Here is a 20,109-nt window from a genome sequence, read left to right on the forward strand (position 1 = left end):
CATATGCCGGGCTCGCCAGTCGGAACCGGAGGACATGCGGGTGTGCTCCCAGCGGTGCTGGTGGCCTCGTCGATGCTGTCGAGCACTCGTTGGACACGGTCGTGCTCGCGCCGAAGCCGGGTCTTCTCCCCCGTGGGGACTCTGGGGTTGCAGGTTGATGTGCGCTGAGGTAGACCTTCATCGGACGAAGACCCGTCGTAGGGCCTGGGCGATGGCGACCACGGCTACGGCGACCAGCGTTGCCGCGACCTTGCCGACGATCTGACCGTCGACTGCCTCCCACGTGCCGAAGGCCAGTGGGGTGAACACCACGCTGTCGACCAGAAGGCCCGCGGCATTCGAGCCGATCATGGCCATCAACCGCGGCCGGTTGCGCAGTGCGAGGTAGACGGTGAAGTCCGCGACCTCAGAGGTGGCGAACGCTGCTGCGCTGGCCATGGCGACGGCTGGCGATGCCAGCAGCCAGGACAGGCCGATGCCGGCCACCATGGCGGTGAGCGCTCCGCGCCAACCGCACCGTTCGTGGACCAGATCCCGCAGGCTGAACGCCAGTCCGGCGCACACGGCTCCGGCCGGCACGTCGAGTTCGCCGAGCGGCACCATTGGCCAGGAGGCAGATGCCCAGTTGGCTGCCGCGATGGTGCCGATGTACGCGACCAACGCGAACGAGGCAGGGCCGAGCGAAAGCTGGATCGAGCGAGTTGTCACGCTGCCACCGCGACCGGCTCAGGGTTCGCTGTCCGCGACCGCCGGCGAGGAACGCCCAAGGGCGGGATCGGCTGGGTCAAGGCCGGATCGGCGGCCTCGGGATCGACTCGGAACACCAGCGCGGTGTGGTGCGCAGGCAGTGCGATTGGGTGGCCGAGTGCGCGTTCGGCGCGGGTGGCCGCGCGTCGTTGGGTGAGGGTGGCGTGGGTGTACACGCGTCCACTGCGGAGTTCGGCGGTGAGGGCGAGGCAGCGCGCGACCGGTAACAGCCCTGCGGTGCTTCCGGCGTCGATGATCTGGCTGGGGACGTCGAGCAGGAAGTGCTGGGTGGGGTGGCGTTGTGGCGGGCAGGTGATGACGACGTGGCCGCCGGGGCGGACGAGCTGCCGGTACTGCGACAGCAACGTCGCGAGCCGGTTCACCGCGTCGCCGGGGCGGGCTGGGCGCAGGGTGGTCAGTATGAGGTCGATACGTCCGGTCAGTCCTGCCGTTGCCGCCGCGGCAGCCGTTGTGGGGCGTCGATCGAGGACGAGGACCATGCCGTCGGCGAACGCGCCGCGGGCTTTGGTGGCGGTGACGTTGGCGCGGGCCAGGCGCCACCATCGGTGCTGGCCGGTCAGCCCGATCGCGTGCCGCCCGGCGCCCAGCGCTTCGACGATGGTCGTCCCGGCTCCGCAGTCCGGGTCGAGCACGATGCCGCCGGGGCGGGTGAACGCCGTGATGGCGTAGCGGGCGATGGCGGGCGTCATCAGGACGTTGTCGGAGTTGGTGGCGGGGTCGTATCCGCCCTCGTTGAGCTGGGTGGTCAGCCTGGTCGTGCCGGTAGGCCACACCGAGGTCACCAGCGGCTCAGTCATCCGAGTTCTCCGGCCGGTCGGTGGCCTCGCCCGTGGTCGCGGTGGTTGCGGGGCGGGTGAACAAGAGGAGGTCGTGGTGGTTCCGGCCGGCTGGCGGGTGCGGTCCGTCGGAAGGCCGAGGAAGTGGTGCGTCGAGCACGGCGATGTGGTCGAGCATCCGGAAGCCGCGATCACCCAGGGTGTTCACGATCGCGGAGTGCGGGTGCAGCAGTCGCGAACCGTGTCGGTGACCGTGCGTGAAAGCCGCGATGAGGCCGCGGGGGGCGACGAGGGTGTCCCAGTCGGTGTGGTGGAGCCAGTCGGCGGAGTCCGGATTGACCGCGGTGACGATCAGAGTGAAGCGGCCGCCGGGGTGGCGGTCGGTGCGCTGGGGTCCGTGTGCCGACTCGACGGCCGACTGGCACGCGGCGGGCTGACCGGGCCGACTGAGTCGGGGTCGCGACGCCGACTCGGCATCGGTGATGCTGGACGGGTCGGCTAGACCGGGTGCGTAGTCGGGTGCGGCTGCAGCGGTCGCGGTGTCTGCGTCGCGGCCGAGCCGTGTCACGTTCCACACGGCCTCGGCGAGGCCTGCGTAGGACTGCTCGCTACGGGCTCGGATCGGGGCAGGCGGTGCGAGGAGAAGGACGCGGTCGCCGGGTCGTGTGTAGGTGGTGACGAGGGTGATGATGGCGCGGCCGAGCCACCCGGCGAGCCGGGCGGTGCCGGGCAGCGGTTCAACGTCGGCGAAGGGCCACAAAGTGGCCGGGCGAAGCCCTCGGTTGGCGGCGGCGCGATGCCAGTTGTGACCGGCGGGCAGTGGTCCGTGGGTACGGCGGTGCAGCGTTCGGACAGGACGGCGACGGCGCGGTGGTGAGGTCATCGGCGGCTCTCCTCGCGGTGTGGTCGGCGTGGTTCGCCAAGTCATCTCAAGAGGCGGTCATCGGGCCCGTTTTTCGACACCGGATTGACGATCTTATGAACGCCCAGCCCGTCGAACTTGATTGACGTCGACCTTAGCAGCGACAAGTTCAGAGACATATTGATTCGCCAGACCGTCTACCGACAAACTCATTAAGACTTGACTAAAACAAATGGTCAGCGCGATCTGCAGACGTCTCGAACATCCGCGCCAGCCTCACGAGATGTGCGCGATTTAGTAAGCTGAGTTCATATTAAGAAGATCATCATTGGTCTTTTCTTGTTGCCGTTCTGGCGTCCTGACTGAGTCGATCACCCGACCCGAACAGGAGCTAGGAAATGTCGAACGAGGGACACGAGTGGCTGCCGCTGGACACAGCGCGCGATGCCTTCCAGTGGCTGGTGACCGGGCCGGAGCCGATGGCCGTGGACGGTGTTCGATTCGCCGGGTTGCCGCGGCGGCCGGTGCCGTTGGATGAGTTGCGGGATCGGTTGCTGAGCAGGCAGTGCCCGGCGCGCACGCGCGATGACGTCTGGGCCTATCTCGTGCTGCAATCGCGGGCGCATGGTGGAGCGTGGACGGTGGCTTGTGCGGGCATGGCGTTGCCGTCGCTGGCGGCGAGTGCGCGGTGGATGGCTGCGCGGTATCGCGGCGATCGAGCTGACGTGCACGCGGCTGTGCTCGCCGGGTTCCTGCAGGCGTTGACGACGGTGGATCTGGCCGATCCCGGGATCATCGTCCGGTTGCACTACGCGGCTCGGCGTGCCGGGCAGGCGGCGTTGGAGGAGTCGCTCGACGCGCCGCTGCCGGTCGGTTCGGGGTATCGCTCGGCGGTGCCGCGGCAGCCGTACGGGCACCCCGACTTGGTGCTCGCGCAGGCGGTCGGTGAGCAGATCCTGACGCCCGTCGAAGCGGAATTGGTCTCGGCCACGCGGCTCGGCGGGACGTCGATGACCGACTGGGCACGCGAGCACGGCAGTGCGCTCAAGACCGCCTTCAAGGCGCGCGATCGGGCCGAGGACCGACTCGTCGCCTGGCTGCGTGACCGCGTCGCCAACACCGACTCGGACGACCCCGTCGCCGACGCCGCGATGGCAGCGGCGGGTGCACGGCGCGCCACCGCCCTTCTCGACGCACCGGAGCCCAAGTCACGGTCTGTGAGTGGTCGTCTGCGCAACGGCCGCCCGGCGAGCCGCGCGAAATCGTCACGGTCGGTGTCGAAAAACGGTCCGGATTCCGGCCTCTTGGGGTGCGGGGAAAGCCGACCCGGTTCTCCGCGTACCGCCGAGCACGAGCCGACTTCGGAGGTGCGCCGATGCGCGTGACACCCCACCACCCGACCGCGGGCACTCCGCCGTTGCAGCGCCGAGCGCGCTCGGTGCCGATGTGGCGCGCCGTCGGCCGGATGGCCGCCGCGGCGGTGCTGGCCGCGGTCGTGCTCAGTACCGCGACGGCGGACTCGGCGCAGGGAGCCACCCACGTCCTGGCGCTCGCGCAGACCGTGAGCGAGGTCTTCGACAACATCCGCAACTGGCTGGTCGGGATCTTGGCCGGGCTGGCGACGGTGTTCCTCACCGTCGGCGGCGTGCGCTACCTGATGGCCGGCGGTGATCCCGGCGAGGTGGAGAAGGCGAAGCAGGCGTTCAAGTCGGCCGGGTGGGGGTACGGGCTGGCCGCGCTGGCGCCGCTCGTGGTGGAGATCCTGCGCGGGATTGTCGGGGCTTGAGGTCATGGTCGAGCCCGACACGGACGCGCCGCGGGGCCGGGTTCTGCTGGCCCCGCCAGTTACCGAGCGGACTGGTTCCCGGCGGCGACTGGTGGCGTTGGTTCTGGCCGTGGTGGCCGTCGGCATCCTGGCGGTCGGCGCCTGGGCGTCGCCGGGCACCGCGGCGCAGCCGCCGGATCTGCCGGTCCCTCCGGTTGACACCTGTGCACCGGGCTCGGTCGAGCCGTGGTGTAAGTTCCCGCCCGCGACTCCCCCGCCGTCGATCCCGCCGGTTCCGCTGCCCCCGATCACCGATGTGCCAACACCGCCAGAGTGCTTCCCGGGTCAGGTCGATTGCGCGCCCGGCGCGCCGCCCCCGCCGTGCGTGGGCGAGGACTGCATTCCGCAACCGACACCTCCGGGGCCGGGCACCGGTGAGCAACCTGGTGGTCCCGATGCGGACGCCGACGACGCCTCCTGCGGGTTGACTGACATCTCCGGGTGCATGGCGAAGGCGATCAGCTCGCTGTTCCGCGACGTCGTCAACGCCGCGCTGGACCCGATCCTCGAACTGCTCGGCAACACGGTGCTGACCACTCCGACGCTGGACCAGCTGCCCGGCGTCGGCGAGTTGTGGAACTCGTCGTGGGAGATCGTGCTCGCCACGTACGGCATGCTGATACTGGTCGCCGGGATCGTGGTGATGTCGCACGAGAGCGTGCAGAGTCGGTACTCGATCAGGGAGATCGGGCCGCGGATCCCGATCGGGTTTCTGGCCGCGACGCTGAGCCTGTTTCTCGTCGAGAAGTTCATTCGCCTCGCTAACGCCCTCTCGATGGCGGTGCTCGGCGACGGGGTCGACCCGCCTTCGCTGGCTTCCACTCTCGATGGCGCGCTCGAAGGGGCGCTGTCGGGCGGGCTGTTCATGGTCATGCTCAGTCTGGTGCTGGTCGTGCTCGGGCTCGGGCTGCTGATCGTCTACGGGGTCCGGGTCGTGGTCACCTTGCTGCTGATCGTCGCGGCTCCGCTGTTCCTGGTGTGCCACTGCCTGCCGCACACCGACGGCATCGCCTGGTGGTGGTGGAGGGCGACCGGGTTGTCGCTCGCGATCCAGGTCGCGCAGTCGCTGACGCTGATCACCGCCGTGCGCGTGTATCTGGCCGGCGGCAGTCACCTGCTCGACTCGCCCCTGTCCGCCGTCGGCATGCTGCTCGCCGCGATCGCCCTGTTCTACATTCTGTTCAAGATCCCGTTCTGGTTCCTGTCCGCGGCCAAGGTCGGCAACGGCCGTTCCTTCATCGGCGGACTGGCCAAGGCCTACATCGCCGCGAAGACGTTCGGCATGGTCACCAACCAGTCCGGAAGACTCGCCCACGCCCGTGCGATGAGCGGAGGCGGAAACCACCAGGGTCGCCGGAACCCGGTTGTCCCGGCGCCGCAGCCACGGCTCGCCTCCACTCCGGCTGCGCTGAATGAGCGGTTGCAGGCGGCGTTCGACGCCGACCGGGCACACGCCGCCCAGCGGCCACGGCCGCCGTCACCACGGCCGAAGTTCCTGCAGCCCGGCCCGCAGGAAACCGTGCACGACCCCGCCGTCGCGCCGGCCGATCCCGTGCCCGCCACTCCCGTCTTCAGCGCTCCGCCGAAGCCCGCTACCCCGCTCCCGACAGCGGGAAAGCGGCCAGTCGCAACGCCCCGGTTCCAGGCACCCGGCGCCCCGGCGCGCAGGCAACGGACTCGACCTCCGGCACGGCCGGTTGCCGTCGCCGCCGTACCGCCACAACTGCGGTTCCGGGCACCCACAGCGGAACCGGGCCACGCCTCGACGCCGATCCGGCCCGCGACACCACCACCGGCCACGCCGGTATTCCGGCCCGCACGCCCCGAACCTCGCATCGGCGACGCCCGCCCGCGCACACAGTCCGTGCCGCCGGTCCTGTTCCGCCCGCCACCGAAGTCCCCGTCTCGCGGAGGTGAGAAGTCATGACTCAGCCTGTGCGCATCCCCGCCGACGTCGACCGCGAAGACCGCGTGCTCGCGAACTTGACCGCGCGCCAGCTGGCGATCCTGGCGGTCACCGGGATCCTGCTTTACGGCGGCTGGACGTTGACCCGCGCCGCCGTGCCGCTGGTGGTCTTCCTCGTCGTCGCGATCCCGATCGGGGTGGGTGCCGCGGTGCTGGCGCTGGGGCAGCGTGACGGCGTCAGCCTGGATCGGCTGCTGCTCGCCGCGGTCCGTCAGCGGCTGCAGCCGCGGCGCCGGGTGGCCGCTCCCGAAGGGGTGCGCGCCGCGCCCAGCTGGCTCGCCGGGCAGACCGAAGCGGAGGTGTCCCCGGCCGCGCTGCGGCTGCCCGCCGAAGGCGTCACCGAAGCCGGTGTCATCGATCTCGGCACGGACGGGGTCGCGGTCGTCGCGGTGGCCAGCACCGTCAACTTCGCTCTGCGCACTCCCGGCGAGCAGGAAGCGCTGGTCGCCGGGTTCGGCCGCTACCTGCATTCGATCTCCGCCCCGGTCCAGGTGCTGATCCGGGCCGAGCGGCTGGACCTGAGCCGCCAGATCGGCGAGCTGCGCGAGGCGGCGGCCAGCTTGGCGCACCCCCGGCTCGAGGCCGCCGCGCGGGAGCACGCGGCCTACCTCGACCAGTTGTCTCGCACCACTGATCTGCTGCGCCGCCAGGTGCTGCTGGTGCTGCGGGAACCGGTGCGTGCGCCGGGACCGGCCGACGGGCTGGGCGGGCCTTCTCCGCTGGCGAGGCTGCGTGCCCGCCGCTCTCGCGCTGCCGAGGTCAGTGACAGCGCCCGCCGGTCGGCGGAGACGCGGCTCGTGCGCCGGCTCGCCGAAGCCGGCGAGTTGCTCGCCCCGGCCGGGATCACGGTCACCACCTTGGATGCCGGGCAGGCCACCGCCGTGCTGGCCACCGCCTGCAATCCCGATTCGCTGCTGCCGCCGTCGGCGGAGCTGGCCGGTGCGGACGAGGTCATCACCACCCCCGGCCACGGCTGGGAAGGCGGTGAGCTGTGAATCCGGATGCCAGCGCGTTCACACCCGACTCGCTGTCCGTCGCGCCCCGGCACCTGGAGATCGGCGGTGACTGGGTGGCCTCGTTCGCGATCACCGGCTATCCGCGCGAGGTGCACCCTGGGTGGTTGCAACCGCTGCTGTCCTACCCCGGCCGGATCGACGTCAGCCTGCACATCGAGCCGATCGACCCGGTCACCGCCGCGAACCGGCTCAAGCGGCAGCTGTCCAAACTGGAGTCCGGGCGCCGGCACACCAGCGAGAAGGGCCGGCTGCTCGATCCGATGGTCGAAGCGGCGACCGAAGACGCCTACGACCTGTCCGCGCGCGTGGCCCGCGGCGAGGGCAAACTGTTCCGGCTCGGGCTGTACCTGACGGTGCACGCCACCAACGAAGACGACCTCACCGAGCAGGTCGGCGCGGTCCGCTCACTCGCCGCGTCGCTGCTGATGAACGCCCAGCCCGCCACCTACCGGTCGCTGCAGGGCTGGGTGTCCACGCTGCCGCTGGCGCTGGATCTGCTCGGGATGCGCCGTACCTTTGACACCAGCGCCCTGGCCGCCGCGTTCCCCTTCACCAGCCCCGACCTTCCCCCTGCGGATCCGGCCAGCGTCGCTGCCCCGGCCGGTGTGCTCTACGGGTTCAACCTCGGTTCGCAGGGGCTGGTGCACTGGGACCGGTTCACCGCGGACAACTACAACAGCGTGATCCTCGGCCGCTCCGGCGCGGGCAAGTCCTACCTGGTCAAACTCGAGGTGCTGCGGTCGCTCTACCGCGGCGTCGAAGTCGCGATCATCGACCCCGAAGACGAATACCGGCGGCTGAGCGAGGCCATCGGCGGCACCTACATTCACCTCGGCGAACCCGGCGTGCGCATCAACCCGTTCGACCTGCCCATCGCGCGGCGCCCCGACGGGCGCCGCACCGCGCCGAAAGACGCCCTCACCCGCCGCGCGCTGTTCCTGCACACCGTGCTCGAAGTGCTCTTGCGCACCGAACTGTCCGCCGCGCAGCGCGCGGTGCTCGACCACGCCATCATGACCACCTACCAGCGCGCCGGTATCACCAGCGACCCGCGCACCTGGTCACGCCAGGCCCCGCTGCTGGCCGACCTCGCCGCCGTCCTCGACCAAGCCGCCGACCCGGTCGCGGCCGATCTGCGCGCCCGGCTGCACCCCTTCCTCGACGGCGCCTTCTCCGCGCTGTTCTCCGGACCCACCACGACCCGGCCCGAAGGGCACCTGACGGTGTTCAGCCTGCGGGACCTGCCCGACGAGCTGCGCCCGATCGGCACCCTTCTCACCCTCGACACGGTGTGGCGGCGGGTGAGCAACCCCGCGATCCGCAGGCCGCGCCTGGTCACCGTCGACGAGGCGTGGCTGCTCATGCAGGACCCGGCTGGAGCGCGGTTCCTGCATCGCCTGGCCAAGTCCGGCCGCAAACACTGGGCCGGGCTCACGATCGCGACCCAAGACGTCGGCGATGTTCTCGGCACCGAGCTGGGCAAGGCGATCATCGCCAACGCCGCCACCCAGATCCTGCTGCGCCAAGCGTCCCAGGCGATCGACGAGATCGTGGCGACCTTCACCCTGTCCGAGGGCGAGAAGCAGTTCCTCATCGCCGCCGACCGGGGTCAGGGCCTGCTCAGCGCGGGCACCCAGCGAGTGGCCTTCCAGGCACTGGCGTCCCCGCAGGAGAACGCGCTCATCACCACCGATCCCGCCGAACTCGCCGCCTCCGCCGAGCAGGACCCGGCCGACACCGACGGTCACGTCGACATCGCCGCTTGACCACCACTCCCCCGCTTGTTCGTGAGGTGCTCCATGCCGTCATCCGAACCCCACCGGCCGGCTCGGTTGCTGACGCAGAACCGCGAGATGCGCGCGATCGGCGTCTGGAACTGGAGCCTGCCCGCCCTCGCCGCCCGGCTGCCTGATGGCCGCACCCAGGTGACCTGCCCCGCGGCCGGGGCGTGCGCCCGGATTTGCTACGGCCGCAACGGAACCTACCGATTCCCCGTCGTGCAAGCCCGCCACCAAGCCAACTTGGCGTTCGTCCTCGACGATCTGCCCGGCTGGGAAAGAGCCATGATCCGCGAACTGTCCGAACGCCGGTTTGGGGGACGGTTCGTTCGCGTTCACGACGTCGGCGACTTTTTCAGTGACGCCTACACCCTGGCCTGGTGCCGCGTGATGCACGCCAGCCCGGCAACAACGTTTTACGCCTACACCAAGGAAGTCCGCCGGTTCAAAAGGCTCATCGAGCCGGATCCGCCACCGAACTTCCTGTGGGTCTACAGCTACAGCGGCCGCGAGGACTCCTTCATCGACCCCGACCGGGACCGGGTCGCCGACGTCTTCCCCGACGAGGACGCCATCGCCGCGGCGGGATGGTCCTCGCAGGAGGCGTCCGACCTGCTGGCCGTGCTCGGCCCGCGCTTGGTCGGGGTGCCCGCGAACCGGATCCCGCAGTTCCTCACACGCCTGGGACAGCGCCGCTTATCGGAGTGGCAGGCCGAACTCGACGCTCAGCGCCGCCGCCGTCACCTGCGTCTCGTTCCCGCCGCCGAGCCTGCTGAACAGCGAGCTGCGTGATGTCCACCCCGGTGCAGGACTATCTCCGCGATCCCGGTGCCGCACTGCGCGCTGTTCTCGCGACGTTGCGGGAGTTCGCCGTAACAGTGGCCCCCATCGCGGGACCCGTGCTTGTTGTTGCCGCAGCGGGCGTGATAGTCGGCCGCCGGTGGTGGGTTCGCCGCTGCCATGACCGGATGGCTGCCGACGCCCGCGTGGTCACGGTGCTCGCACCCCCCACGGTCGACCCCGACGGCGCGGCGGCGCTGTATGCCAACCTCGTCGGCTTACTGCGCCCCGGCTGGAAACGGCGAGTGTTCGGCCAGCCGCATCTGGTGTGGGAATACGTCTTCTCCCAAGCCGGGGTCGCCTTGCGACTGTGGCTGCCGGGAATCGTGCCGCCCGGGATGGCCGAACGCGCGATCGAGGCAGCGTGGCCCGGCGCGCACACCCGCACCACACCCGCCAAGCCGCCAATCCCGCTGTCCGCCCCACCCGGCAAAGTCGTCGAAGCCGTCGGTGGTGAACTGCGGCTGGCCCGCAGCGAAGCCCTGCCCATCCGGTCGGACTTCCCCACCGACCCGGTCCGTGCCTTACTGGGCGCCCCAGCCGGGCTGGCAGCCCACGAACGCGCCGTCGTGCAAATCCTGGCGCGCCCAGTCACCGGAACACGAGTGCGCAAAGCCCGCCGCGCCGCCCGCCGAGTCCGAGCGGGCCGCTCGACCAAGCTCCCCAACCGCCTCCTCGACCTGGCCACCCCCCACAGTGACGCGCGGCGACCGCCAAGGAAGCCGCTGCTGGACAACCAGACGTCACTGGAGAACTCGGCCCAGGACCGGGCGATCGTGGCCAAACAGCGCGGCGCCCAGTACGAAACCCGGATCCGGTACGCCGTGGCCACACTGCTCCCCGAGGGCGCCGAGCAGACTCCCGTGCGCGAGCACCTGCGCGGCCGCGGCCACGCGATCGCCAGCGCCTTCGCCGCGTACAGCGAACACAACTACTACCGCCGCGCCCGACTCCCCCACCCCATCCACGCGGTCGCCGAACGACGCCTGAATACCGGCGACCTACTCTCGATCGCCGAACTGGCCGCGCTGGCCCACGTACCCACCGACGAAGCCATCCCCGGCCTGCAACGCGCCGGCGCCAAAGCCGTCCCACCGCCCCCGGGCATCGCTGCCGAAGGCGCCGGGATCAAACCGGTCGGGGTCAGCGACTCCGGGCACCCGCGGCCCGTCGGGCTCCGGGTTTCCGACGCCCGGCACCACCTGCACATCCTCGGCGCCACCGGGTCCGGCAAGTCCGAGCTGATGGCGCGGATGATCCTCGACGACGCCGAGGCCGGACGCGGGCTCGTGGTCGTCGACCCCAAGGGCGACCTGGTCACCGACGTCCTCATGCGCCTACCGGCGGCGCTCGGCGAGAAGGTCGTCCTCCTCGACGCCGACAGCCGCTCCCGCCCACCGGTGCTCAACCCGCTCGAAGGCCCGGACACCGCCCGCACCGTGGACAACCTGGTCAGCATCTTCGCCCACGTCTACGCCTCCAGCTGGGGCCCGCGCACCGAGGACATCCTGCGCTCCGGGCTGCTGACCCTGCGCGAGCTGCCCGGCGCCCCCACGCTGACCGACCTGCCGAAACTGCTCACCGTGCCCGCGTTCCGCACCCGCGCGCTCGAGCAAATCTCCGACGACGTGCTCACCGGATTCTGGGCCTGGTACGACGACCTGTCCGACGCCGCCCGCGCCCAGGTCGTGGCGCCGCTGATGAACAAGCTCCGCGGCCTGCTGCTCCGCCCCTTCGTCCGCGCCTCCCTCGCTGGTGGCGAGTCCACCGTCGACATGGACCAAGTGCTCGATGGCGGCATCTGCCTCGTCCGGCTGGGCAAGGACGCGCTCGGCATGGACACCGCCAAGCTGATCGGCTCGATCGTCGTCGCCCGCACCTGGCAAGCCGCCACCCGCCGCGCCCGCATCCCCCAGCGCGACCGCCGCGACTGCGGCCTCTACATCGACGAGTGCCACAACTTCCTCAACCTCGCCTACCCCATGGAGGACATGCTCGCCGAAGCCCGCGGCTACCGGATGGCCATGACGCTGGCCCACCAGTACCTGCGCCAACTGCCCCGCGAGCTGGAAGAAGGCATCTCCGCCAACGCCCGCAGCAAGATCATCTTCTCGGCGTCGCCCGAAGACGCCCGCGCACTGGCCCGACACACCGCACCCCGGCTCTCCGAACACGACCTGGCCAACCTCGGCCGCTTCCACATCGCCGCCCGGCTCGTCCTCGACAGCGAGGAAACACCGCCCTTCACCGCCGTCACCAAGAAACTCCCGCCCGCCATCCCCGGCCGCGCCAAAGAAATCCGCCGCCTCGCCCGCATCAACACAAAACCCCGAGCCGCCACCGCACCCAGCGACCGCGCCCGGCCCACCGCGGTCGATCCCCGCCGCGCCGCCTGAACTCGGATCGGCAAAGCGCAAGTATTCCACCCTGTGATATTCACGGGTCGGCCACCAGAGGATTCGCCGCTTAGGACAGTCCGGTTTGGTTCCAGCTGCGCACTGGAAATCGACCGGACATCTGCAAGACGAGCGCGGTGGACAATACAGCGGCAATCAGTCCAAAAGTCCACACAACGATAAGACCGAAACGCGGGAGTGCTGCCACACCAGTTCCGGCAAAGACATACCCGGCAGTCCATCCGAGCGCCAGCACACTCGCACCAACGAAGGTCAGCAGCAGCGGTAATGTCGAGCCCAAGAAGTGAGGACGCCTGCCTTGCCGATCATCCAGCCAGCGCTCCCAGTGTAGCCCTCCAGGAACCCGGCCACTTAACTCTTCCTTAATATACTTCGCCACCCTCAAGGTGCCGAAGTGATGCGCCACGAGACGTCCGCACAGTAGGTACGAACTGAACGGAACTATGAGCAAAAGAGCTGACATGCCGGCCCGTGAGATCGCGAACCCGAATACGGCAGCGGAGAGCGTGAGCTGAAGGGAGAGCATGTGTTGTTGCGATTTGACCCGTTCTTGAATCTCGTCGCGGAGCGCCGAGAACTCAGCTAGCGGACCCTCATGTCCTTCAGCGCCTGCTTCAGGAAGCGTTGCCATGGCGGCAAGGATACGGGCCTGACCCGCAGCAAACCATCACGCGACATGAACCCTACGACGCGCAAACGCACCTTTCACGGCCCGTGTGCGCTGGGCAGTGCAATCTCACCCATTTCCCTGGAGGTGCCGTCCATCATGGTCAGCAACCCGACCCCGCAACGACAACTGCGCGGGCACCGCCCGCAACGCCCGGCACCGCGGGTGCTCAACTCCGCCGAGCACCACGCCTGGCTCACCGGGCATCTCACCGACCGCGACCGGTGGCTGTGCCGGATGCTGTTCGAACACCACGTGCTCACCAGCACCCAGATCGTCGACATCGCCTTCCCCAGCCGCCGCGCCGCGAACCTGCGCCTGCGCGACCTCTACCGCTGGGGAGTCCTGCACCGCTTCCAGCCCCACCGCGACTTCGGTTCGCACCCGATGCACTACGTGCTCGACACCGCGGGCGCCGTGGCCATCGCCCACGAAGCCGGTCTCGACCCGAAGGAACTCGGCTACAACCGCGAACGCGAAGTCGGCCGCGCCTACTCCCTGCAGCTCGGCCACACCATCGGCTGCAACGGCCTGTTCACCGCGCTCATTCGCCGCTCCCGCCAACCCGGCGCGACCGGCACCCTCACCGCCTGGTGGTCGGCCACCCGCTGCGGCCGGCACTGGGGCGACATCGTCAACCCCGACGGCTACGGCCGCTGGCGGCAAGACGGCCGCGATGTCGAGTGGTTCGTCGAGTTCGACTTCGGCACCGAGCAACTGTCTCGCCTCGCAGACAAGCTCACCCGCTACGCACGCCTGGCCGACACCACCGGCATCACCACACCGATCCTGCTGTGGTTCCCGACCGCCACCAGGGAAGCCAGTGCCCGCCGAGCCCTGGCCGATGCACTGCGCGCATTGGACCACCCCGGCCGGGTGCCGGTCGCCACCACCAGCGCCGAGGCCGCCACCGACCCGCTCGACATGGCCGAAGCCCGCTGGCGCCGCGTCGGCGACACCAGCGACGGCCGGACCGCGCTCGCCGACCTGTCCACCCTCTGGCCCGCGCTCCTCCAGCACACCGAACACCGCCCCGCAGCCGATACAGCCCCGAGTACTGGGTTGGCGCCGCCGTCGCCGCAACCTCCGCCCGCCCCCGTGCACCGCTGGTCGTGAGCCACCGTGGGCAAGACCGCGACGTCCATCGCGGCATTCGGCGTCGCGCTCATCATCCTCATCGGCGCCAGCATCATCGCCGTCGTCAAGGCCGTCTTCGACTCAACCGCTGGTACGGGCTGCACACTCGCCGGGCCGGTGGCCAGCGGGCCCACCGGATACGGGCCCGAGCAGATGACCAACGCGGCCACCATCGTCGCGGTCGGCAAGCAGATGGGCGTGCCCGAACGTGGCTGGGTCGTGGCCATCGCCGCCGCCCTCCAGGAATCCGGGCTGCTCAACCTGCACCACGGCGACCGCGACTCCCTTGGCCTGTTCCAGCAACGCCCCTCCATGGGCTGGGGCACACCCGAACAGGTCACCACCCCCACCTACGCCGCCACCAAGTTCTTTGAACACCTGCTGGCCACGCCCGGCTGGCAGCAGATGAGCATCAACGACGCCGCCCAAGCCGTCCAGGGCTCCGGCTTCCCCGACGCCTACGCCAAACACGAACTCGCCGCGCAGGCCATCGTCGCCGCCGTCGCCGGCGCCCATTGCGGCCCGGCTGCTCTGGCAGGCACCGGCACCTGCGACGACATCCAAGCCCCCACCGCGGCGGCCATGGCCGCCATCAACTACGCCTGCGGCCAACGCGGCCTGCCCTACGTCTGGGGCGGCAACGGCCCCGACGGCGGCCACACCGGCTTCGACTGCTCCGGCCTCACCAAAGCCGCCTACGCCGCCGCCGGCATCACCCTGCCCCGCACCGCCCACACCCAGTTCCACGCGGGACCCCACGTCCCGGACGGCCAGCCGCTGCTGCCCGGCGACCTGGTGTTCTACGGCACCCCCGCCAAGGTCCACCACGTCGGCCTCTACATCGGCAACGGCAAGATGATCAACGCACCCACCTTCGGGCAACCCGTTCAGATCGACAATCACCGCCACCCCGACGACGACTACGTCGGCGCCACACGCCCAAGCGATCCGACTTAAGCGATCGGACCCAACGTCACACATGTTGACGAAGCAAAGTCGTGACCTCGAGTTATCCTGCACGACCTCATTTCCGAACCCGGGTCGGGGTGGTTGATCTGGACGACGTTGCCAAAGCACAACCGGTCGTAACCGCGGGCGAGCTGGTCGAAGTTCCAGCCGTCGTTGAGCGGGTGGCACACCGGTATCGGGTTCAGGCCGAGGTCGTGCAGTCGCTGGCGTGTGCGGATCTTGTTGTCTCGCCCACCCTGATCGAGTTCGATGTAGCCCCAGAGCCGGTTTTAATACCGTGTACTGGGAATAGGAAGTCCCCGACGAAGACGGCACCGAGGCGTGGACCATCTCGGCCGAGTACGACGGCAACGCCAAGGACTATTGGGCCGAGATCATCGGCAGCGGCCCGTACGCGTGAGAGGTCGGCGAGTGCCTCCCCGGTGGCCGCATACTGGAGACTGGCAAAGCCGACTCGCTGGAGGCGGCGCAGCGCTAGGCCGAGCAGGCGTTCACGCGGGCGCTCGGTCAATGAGCTGCCCGCCCCGAGGGCAAGCGGGATGGCCAGCGCGTGTCGCCGCCAGACCGCCGCCGCGCCCGGCCTCGACCTCTAGCGGAAAGAATACGGTGGCAAAGTGGACACCCCGGACGATGTGACACGTAGCCTGCTGCTTAGCGCGTCTCGCGCAGCGGCTGGTGACTTCGGAAGCTTCGTCGAAGCCGCACACAACCTACGCGAAGCCGCTGAGGGTCTCGACAAGCCGGACGAGCTGATACTCGACAGACGAGACGACACCACACCCGAGTCGCAGTAATTCAACCCATGCGAGAGCCCCACGGAATTCCTGGGGGCTCTCGCATACCTTCGGCAGCCGATCAGTCGTCGAGCAGCGCCGCCCGGACACAGCAGTCTTTCGCCTCCAGCAACTTGCGCGCCCCGGCCATCAACTTCCGAGTACCGCTGGGCAAGACCGCGCGAGCCTCGTCGGCGGGTTGCCCGGTCAGCGATCTAGAGTGGCCGCACTTCTTCCGCCTGCGGTCCCTTATGCCCTTGAGTGATTTCAAACTCCACGGGCTGTCCCTGCTCCAACGGCCTGTAGCCCGACGCTTGGATCTTGGTGAAGTGGACGAACACATCCGGGCCACCGTCGTCCTGCTCGATGAAGCCATATCCCTTATCGGCGTCGAACCACTTGACTTTGCCCGTCTCTTTTACCTGCTGAATGGCTGCGTGCGAGCGAGGAACAACCGAATCGATGGTTGACATCGCCGCAGCGCTCGACACGCCCGCCACCGGCATCGCCGCGGCAATGGCCACAGCAGCCGCGATCCGCTTCACTGTCCGCATAACACCCACCTCCGTGGGATCGGTCTGTGCGTACTGGACATCCATCGAGTTGCCATCCCCACATGCGGTCAACCATCACACAGCTCTGGACCCACCGAAGGTGTGTACATCACCGAGTCTCTCGGTCGGGTGCCTTCGGTACCGAGTTGGCGAAAGGTGGGACGCCACAAGCGGCGCCACCGGCGCGGTCTGGGCGCCGCCTCCCCCTGGCGATCCCGCCCCCTACCAGAGTCTTCGCTAGTTTGACGTGCCTGTGGTGCGGGTGCCGGTCGACGAGGTGGGACATGGCGCCCGGGTGCTGCGACTTGCCCATGCCTCCGGCTTAAACAGCCAGGCCGGGGGCGCCATCCATCTTCGGCGCCCGGTCGCGGGGGCAGCTCGGCGTCGGGTTCCCGTTCGGGGGCGTTCATCTGGGCTGGTCAACGCTCGTTGGGCGCTCGGCTGTTCCGTACCCGCTTGATCGGCGGCTGGTGTTCGTCGAACCACTGCTCGATCTCGGCGCGGACGTTCGGCTCATCGTCGGAGTCGGTGACCTGGAGCCGCCAGAGGGCGGCCTTCCGGTGGCGCGTTGCGACCTCGGCGCGCAGCAGTTCGGGCAGGCCCGCGCCTTTGGGCGGTCCGCCGTAGAGCAGGCCCTGCAGGGCCAGTGTTCGCCGTTGACCAGGGCGCTGATGATCCACGTGTACGCCGACTGGCCGTCTTCGAGGCGGACACCATTCGGGGGTCGTCCAGATCGCCATGCCGTCTAGTCGAACACTGTGCGGGCGATCGGTAAGGGGTGGCCTATGTGGCTAGGAGTAGAGCCGTGTGAGGAACAACGCTGCTGCTTGCCGCCTGATCACGGTATCTGCCACCGAGTAATCAGCTTGCCTGCGTGGCCAGTACGCATAAGGCCCCGTCTCCCTTGGGCGGCGGGGCCTTTGCGTTTGCACGGTCCCTAGAGAAGGCTGTCCAGGAGGCCACCGACGAGACCGTCTCCACCAAGGAGGCCGCCGACGAGACCGTCTTCACCAAGGAGGCCGCCGACAGGTCCGCTGCCGACCCGGCCGTCTTGCGGGGTGGATGTTGTGGCCGCGCTAGCGGCCGGCGAGAACACGGCAATCGCAGCGGCGGTGAGCGCCGTGGCGGCGACTGCCTTCTTCACGATGTTCATGGTTGGTAAACCGGCTTTCCCTTAGAAGTACGTGCCGGAAGGTCGGCACGCGGCAATCCTTCAGGCCGATCCACAGGGCGTCGATTCCCTGACAGCGTGATCACGCGGCACGCAAGAGTGACTCAGCGCGCGGCCGAAGCGGGTTAGCTGTTCGGGCGTCCGTTGTGGCTGGTCCGGGTGGGCGCAAGGTATCCGGCCACGGCGGACAGCACGACGGGTGACCGCGAAGGTAACGGCTGGCGGCATCTCGATGTGGGCGAGGTCGACAGGGTACACAAAGCTGGTTCATAACCGAAATGAACATTACTGCTGCACAAATTGTCGAAAGTATCGCTGGCATACGCCGCAGCAGCAACTGCAACCGAGATATCGATGGGACAGCAACCCGACCGCCTAAGCTATGCCTTACGAGGCATTGTCATCGGGCTAGTGATGGCGGGCGTTGTAGCACTCGGCATCCTATATTTGGCGACCCGCTAGCAAGGTCAAATCGACCTGAGAAGGACGATACTCCCTAGGTCTCGTTTGATTCCGGTCGCCAACTGGCGTAGCTCTTCTCGTTGAGCGAGCGCACGGCTTTGCCAGTTCGGGGTCAGCGCGTTTCCTGCGTGGAAGACTATGTCGGTGCCGAGTCCCCAGATCATGCTGTTCACGGTGGCGCAGGCGACCGCGAGTTCGTCGAGGTCGCAGCCAACCCACTGGACGCTGCGGGGGTCGTGACCGCGTTCTCGCAGGACTTCGGCGGCGGCGCGCAGCATGCCGCCGGTGCCCATCATCGGCTCCAGTATGGTGCTGCGTCCTTCCAGGTCGGACATTCGGGCGATCAGCTTGGCGACGTCGCCGGGTGTGTAGAACTGGCCGCGGGCTTGCAGGGCGGACTTGGACCGGAGGCCCATGAGGACGTTGCCGAGCAAGTCGGTCTCGAAGCGTCGGTCGGTGCCGGTCAAGTCCGGTTGACTGGTTCGCAGGGCGGCCTGTGCGACGGCTTGCGCGTGTGGGTGCACGGCGGTTTCGGCGTTGTCGAAGAGCCAGGCGATCAGGGGGTAGAGCAGATGCGTGGTTTCCGGCCGTGCGCGGATTATAGATCGCCACGTATGCCGGGCGTATTCGATAAACCCGTCCGTGTTCCACGCGCCCATGGAGGCCACGACGTCATTACCCTGCGAGTCCTTTTGTGGTAGCGCTGCGATCGTCGCGACGGCCGATACCGGTACATCGAGTCGACCGGTTCCGTGGGCGCTGTGCCACGCGGCTTCCACTGCTTCGGCGATCTTACGGGCGTGTGCCTCCGGGTTGGCTGGCGGCGCGGTTCGTTTGTGCAGCCGCGACGAAGTGTGTTGCGTAGCATTCTTCCTGGGTTTGGGCATCGTTATTCAGTCCTAACGTGCGCAAGGAGGCGGTATCCAGAAAGGCGGGGCTCGCGGCACGTCGGCAACCGCCGGGCCGTTCTATGACCGGGTGCGGTGCACTAGAGTGGGAGTCCGCGCACCCTTTTGTTGGTGAGCGGTGTTGGATGCCCGGCGGGTGGGTGTGCCGCACCTCCTCGGAGGTGTTCTCACCCGCCGGGTCCCGCCTTCCGGTCAGACGACCGTGGTAGCCAGTATGTGCGGCGAAGCGTCGGCGGACGGGGGACGTGGCTTGGCGTCCAGGTGGCTGAGGATGGTGTCGGCGACGGCGAGCACCCGTTGTGCGGAGGCCCGTGCGGTGTCGCGGTCGACGGCCCATCCGGCGACGTAGGGCACGGAGTACGCCAGCGTGTCCAGGCCGCAGACGGCGGCGACGATGCAGGCCACCGATTCTGCTTCGACTTCGCCGAGGTGGCGGGGCGCGTCGGTGCGGGTTTCGTGGTCGCAGAGGATGTGGGCGATTTCGTGCGTGAGCGTCTTGGCCGCTTGCGCGGGGTCGATGTCTGCTCGCACACTCACTCGTCGTTCACTCCAGATCGTCCGGCCGTAGGCGTCGCCGCAGTCGTCACGGTCGACCGTATAGCCGCGGTTGGTGATGATCTCGTGGATGCCGTCCCAGAGTCCGGCGGGTGCGTCGCCGGACAGTTCGATCGGTTGCGGCGGTGCCGGGCGGTGCGCCGAGGGATTGCCGTCCAGCTGCGACACGTCGACTACGGGGACCAGCATGAATCCGTGTAGTGCCGTTTTCGCGGTGTTGTCGGTGCTCTGGGTCGTGCTGCTTTCGGTGCTGGCAGGCTCGCCGTCGGCGGCTTCGACCTTGTGGAAGCGTGGTTTCCAGATTTTGATCTTGTGGGTTCCCTTGCGCATGAGGGGGTATCCCTCGCGCTTCCATTCGGACATCGGGCGCACGTCGGTCGCGTGGGGGCACTGCTGCAAGATCATCAGGATGTTGCTGAGGCTGTAGCGGCGCAGCCAGGCGCGGGAGGTGATCAGCTGTTCCCAGCCGTCGGCTGTCATGAGTGTGTCGATTCCGGCGAGCAGCTGTTCCCGTGCGGCGGAGAGCCGTTCGGCGCGTTCCTCGGGTGTGAGAGCGCGCCGAGTTCGCCGGCGTGTTGTGGGCGTGCGACGTCCGGGTGTGCGAGTCATCGCGATCACTCCTGTTGGTGTTCATGCGGTGTTGGTGGTTGCGGCGTGGCGGTCGG

18 protein-coding genes are annotated in these 20,109 nt (G+C 68.7%); 9 read left to right on the forward strand and 9 right to left on the reverse strand.

Translation table 11 applies throughout. From position 1 onward, the window contains the following. Positions 1-177: 177 nt before the first annotated feature. The 3 genes from L3Q67_RS02100 to L3Q67_RS02110 are packed head-to-tail and all read right to left on the reverse strand — an operon-like array spanning position 178 to position 2,427. Positions 178-708, reverse strand: coding sequence for a VUT family protein (locus L3Q67_RS02100; protein ID WP_499187904.1), 531 nt, complete (start codon positions 706-708; stop codon positions 178-180). Then, positions 705-1,565 (reverse strand): TRM11 family methyltransferase, encoded by an 861-nt coding sequence (locus tag L3Q67_RS02105; protein WP_499187905.1) that lies wholly within the window; start codon positions 1,563-1,565, stop codon positions 705-707. The genes L3Q67_RS02100 and L3Q67_RS02105 overlap by 4 nt, the downstream gene beginning before the upstream one ends. Continuing rightward, positions 1,558-2,427: a hypothetical protein gene (locus L3Q67_RS02110; protein ID WP_499187906.1), complete on the reverse strand. Its 870-nt coding sequence runs from the start codon at positions 2,425-2,427 to the stop codon at positions 1,558-1,560. The genes L3Q67_RS02105 and L3Q67_RS02110 overlap by 8 nt, the downstream gene beginning before the upstream one ends. A gap of 377 nt (positions 2,428-2,804) precedes the next feature. On the opposite strand from L3Q67_RS02110, the gene L3Q67_RS02115 reads away from it, so the two are divergent. From L3Q67_RS02115 to L3Q67_RS02145, 7 genes are all read left to right on the forward strand, one after another. After that, complete coding sequence (locus L3Q67_RS02115) at positions 2,805-3,791, forward strand: hypothetical protein (protein WP_499187907.1); 987 nt, start codon at positions 2,805-2,807, stop codon at positions 3,789-3,791. Continuing rightward, positions 3,782-4,192: a pilin gene (locus L3Q67_RS02120; protein WP_499187908.1), complete on the forward strand. Its 411-nt coding sequence runs from the start codon at positions 3,782-3,784 to the stop codon at positions 4,190-4,192. The genes L3Q67_RS02115 and L3Q67_RS02120 overlap by 10 nt, the downstream gene beginning before the upstream one ends. Positions 4,193-4,676: 484 nt before the next feature. Next, positions 4,677-6,158: a TrbL/VirB6 family protein gene (locus L3Q67_RS02125; RefSeq protein WP_499187909.1), complete on the forward strand. Its 1,482-nt coding sequence runs from the start codon at positions 4,677-4,679 to the stop codon at positions 6,156-6,158. After that, a complete protein-coding gene (locus L3Q67_RS02130; RefSeq protein ID WP_499187910.1) occupies positions 6,155-7,192 on the forward strand; it encodes a PrgI family protein in 1,038 nt (345 codons plus the stop codon). The genes L3Q67_RS02125 and L3Q67_RS02130 overlap by 4 nt, the downstream gene beginning before the upstream one ends. Continuing rightward, positions 7,189-8,979: a VirB4 family type IV secretion system protein gene (locus L3Q67_RS02135; protein WP_499187911.1), complete on the forward strand. Its 1,791-nt coding sequence runs from the start codon at positions 7,189-7,191 to the stop codon at positions 8,977-8,979. The genes L3Q67_RS02130 and L3Q67_RS02135 overlap by 4 nt, the downstream gene beginning before the upstream one ends. 33 nt (positions 8,980-9,012) lie before the next feature. Next, positions 9,013-9,783 (forward strand): GP88 family protein, encoded by a 771-nt coding sequence (locus L3Q67_RS02140; protein ID WP_499187912.1) that lies wholly within the window; start codon positions 9,013-9,015, stop codon positions 9,781-9,783. After that, positions 9,783-12,227 carry a serine-rich family protein gene (locus L3Q67_RS02145; protein ID WP_499187913.1) on the forward strand — a complete coding sequence of 815 codons (2,445 nt, stop codon included), beginning with the start codon at positions 9,783-9,785 and terminating at the stop codon, positions 12,225-12,227. The genes L3Q67_RS02140 and L3Q67_RS02145 overlap by 1 nt, the downstream gene beginning before the upstream one ends. A gap of 70 nt (positions 12,228-12,297) precedes the next feature. On the opposite strand, the gene L3Q67_RS02150 is transcribed toward L3Q67_RS02145, so the two are convergent. After that, entirely contained in the window at positions 12,298-12,879 is a 582-nt protein-coding gene (locus L3Q67_RS02150) for a hypothetical protein (RefSeq protein ID WP_499187914.1), read from the reverse strand. 135 nt (positions 12,880-13,014) lie between these two features. Between L3Q67_RS02150 and L3Q67_RS02155 the strand changes: the two genes are divergently transcribed. Both L3Q67_RS02155 and L3Q67_RS02160 read left to right on the forward strand, forming a co-directional pair. Beyond that, positions 13,015-14,031, forward strand: coding sequence for a replication-relaxation family protein (locus tag L3Q67_RS02155; protein ID WP_499187915.1), 1,017 nt, complete (start codon positions 13,015-13,017; stop codon positions 14,029-14,031). A gap of 6 nt (positions 14,032-14,037) precedes the next feature. Beyond that, on the forward strand, positions 14,038-15,009 hold the full coding sequence (locus tag L3Q67_RS02160) for a C40 family peptidase (RefSeq protein WP_499187916.1): 972 nt from the start codon (positions 14,038-14,040) through the stop codon (positions 15,007-15,009). 1,000 nt (positions 15,010-16,009) lie between these two features. On the opposite strand, the gene L3Q67_RS02165 is transcribed toward L3Q67_RS02160, so the two are convergent. From L3Q67_RS02165 to L3Q67_RS02185, 5 genes are all read right to left on the reverse strand, one after another. Further along, the gene (locus tag L3Q67_RS02165; protein WP_499191413.1) at positions 16,010-16,225 is read right to left on the reverse strand and encodes a cold-shock protein; all 216 of its coding nucleotides are present in this window, start codon (positions 16,223-16,225) and stop codon (positions 16,010-16,012) included. 542 nt (positions 16,226-16,767) lie between these two features. After that, complete coding sequence (locus L3Q67_RS02170; RefSeq protein ID WP_499187917.1) at positions 16,768-17,028, reverse strand: hypothetical protein; 261 nt, start codon at positions 17,026-17,028, stop codon at positions 16,768-16,770. 257 nt (positions 17,029-17,285) lie between these two features. Beyond that, positions 17,286-17,501, reverse strand: coding sequence for a hypothetical protein (locus L3Q67_RS02175; protein WP_499187918.1), 216 nt, complete (start codon positions 17,499-17,501; stop codon positions 17,286-17,288). Between the two features lie 485 nt (positions 17,502-17,986). Further along, on the reverse strand, positions 17,987-18,868 hold the full coding sequence (locus L3Q67_RS02180; protein ID WP_499187919.1) for a DNA methyltransferase family protein: 882 nt from the start codon (positions 18,866-18,868) through the stop codon (positions 17,987-17,989). Between the two features lie 213 nt (positions 18,869-19,081). Beyond that, positions 19,082-19,924 (reverse strand): hypothetical protein, encoded by an 843-nt coding sequence (locus L3Q67_RS02185; protein ID WP_499187920.1) that lies wholly within the window; start codon positions 19,922-19,924, stop codon positions 19,082-19,084. Positions 19,925-20,109 lie beyond the last annotated feature (185 nt).

It is taken from the genome of Saccharothrix sp. AJ9571 (assembly GCF_021725495.1).
GTDB classification, from domain to species: domain Bacteria; phylum Actinomycetota; class Actinomycetes; order Mycobacteriales; family Pseudonocardiaceae; genus Amycolatopsis; species Amycolatopsis magusensis.

Coding starts and splice junctions, on each gene's coding strand:
- L3Q67_RS02155 (WP_499187915.1), top strand. CDS start 13,015: ATGGTCAGCAACCCGACCCCGCAACGACAACTGCGCGGGCACCGCCCG.
- L3Q67_RS02145 (WP_499187913.1), top strand. CDS start 9,783: ATGTCCACCCCGGTGCAGGACTATCTCCGCGATCCCGGTGCCGCACTG.
- L3Q67_RS02105 (WP_499187905.1), bottom strand. CDS start 1,565: ATGACTGAGCCGCTGGTGACCTCGGTGTGGCCTACCGGCACGACCAGG.
- L3Q67_RS02110 (WP_499187906.1), bottom strand. CDS start 2,427: ATGACCTCACCACCGCGCCGTCGCCGTCCTGTCCGAACGCTGCACCGC.
- L3Q67_RS02185 (WP_499187920.1), bottom strand. CDS start 19,924: ATGACAGCCGACGGCTGGGAACAGCTGATCACCTCCCGCGCCTGGCTG.
- L3Q67_RS02115 (WP_499187907.1), top strand. CDS start 2,805: ATGTCGAACGAGGGACACGAGTGGCTGCCGCTGGACACAGCGCGCGAT.
- L3Q67_RS02120 (WP_499187908.1), top strand. CDS start 3,782: ATGCGCGTGACACCCCACCACCCGACCGCGGGCACTCCGCCGTTGCAG.
- L3Q67_RS02175 (WP_499187918.1), bottom strand. CDS start 17,501: ATGAACATCGTGAAGAAGGCAGTCGCCGCCACGGCGCTCACCGCCGCT.
- L3Q67_RS02180 (WP_499187919.1), bottom strand. CDS start 18,868: ATGCCCAAACCCAGGAAGAATGCTACGCAACACACTTCGTCGCGGCTG.
- L3Q67_RS02140 (WP_499187912.1), top strand. CDS start 9,013: ATGCCGTCATCCGAACCCCACCGGCCGGCTCGGTTGCTGACGCAGAAC.
- L3Q67_RS02125 (WP_499187909.1), top strand. CDS start 4,677: ATGGCGAAGGCGATCAGCTCGCTGTTCCGCGACGTCGTCAACGCCGCG.
- L3Q67_RS02150 (WP_499187914.1), bottom strand. CDS start 12,879: ATGGCAACGCTTCCTGAAGCAGGCGCTGAAGGACATGAGGGTCCGCTA.
- L3Q67_RS02130 (WP_499187910.1), top strand. CDS start 6,155: ATGACTCAGCCTGTGCGCATCCCCGCCGACGTCGACCGCGAAGACCGC.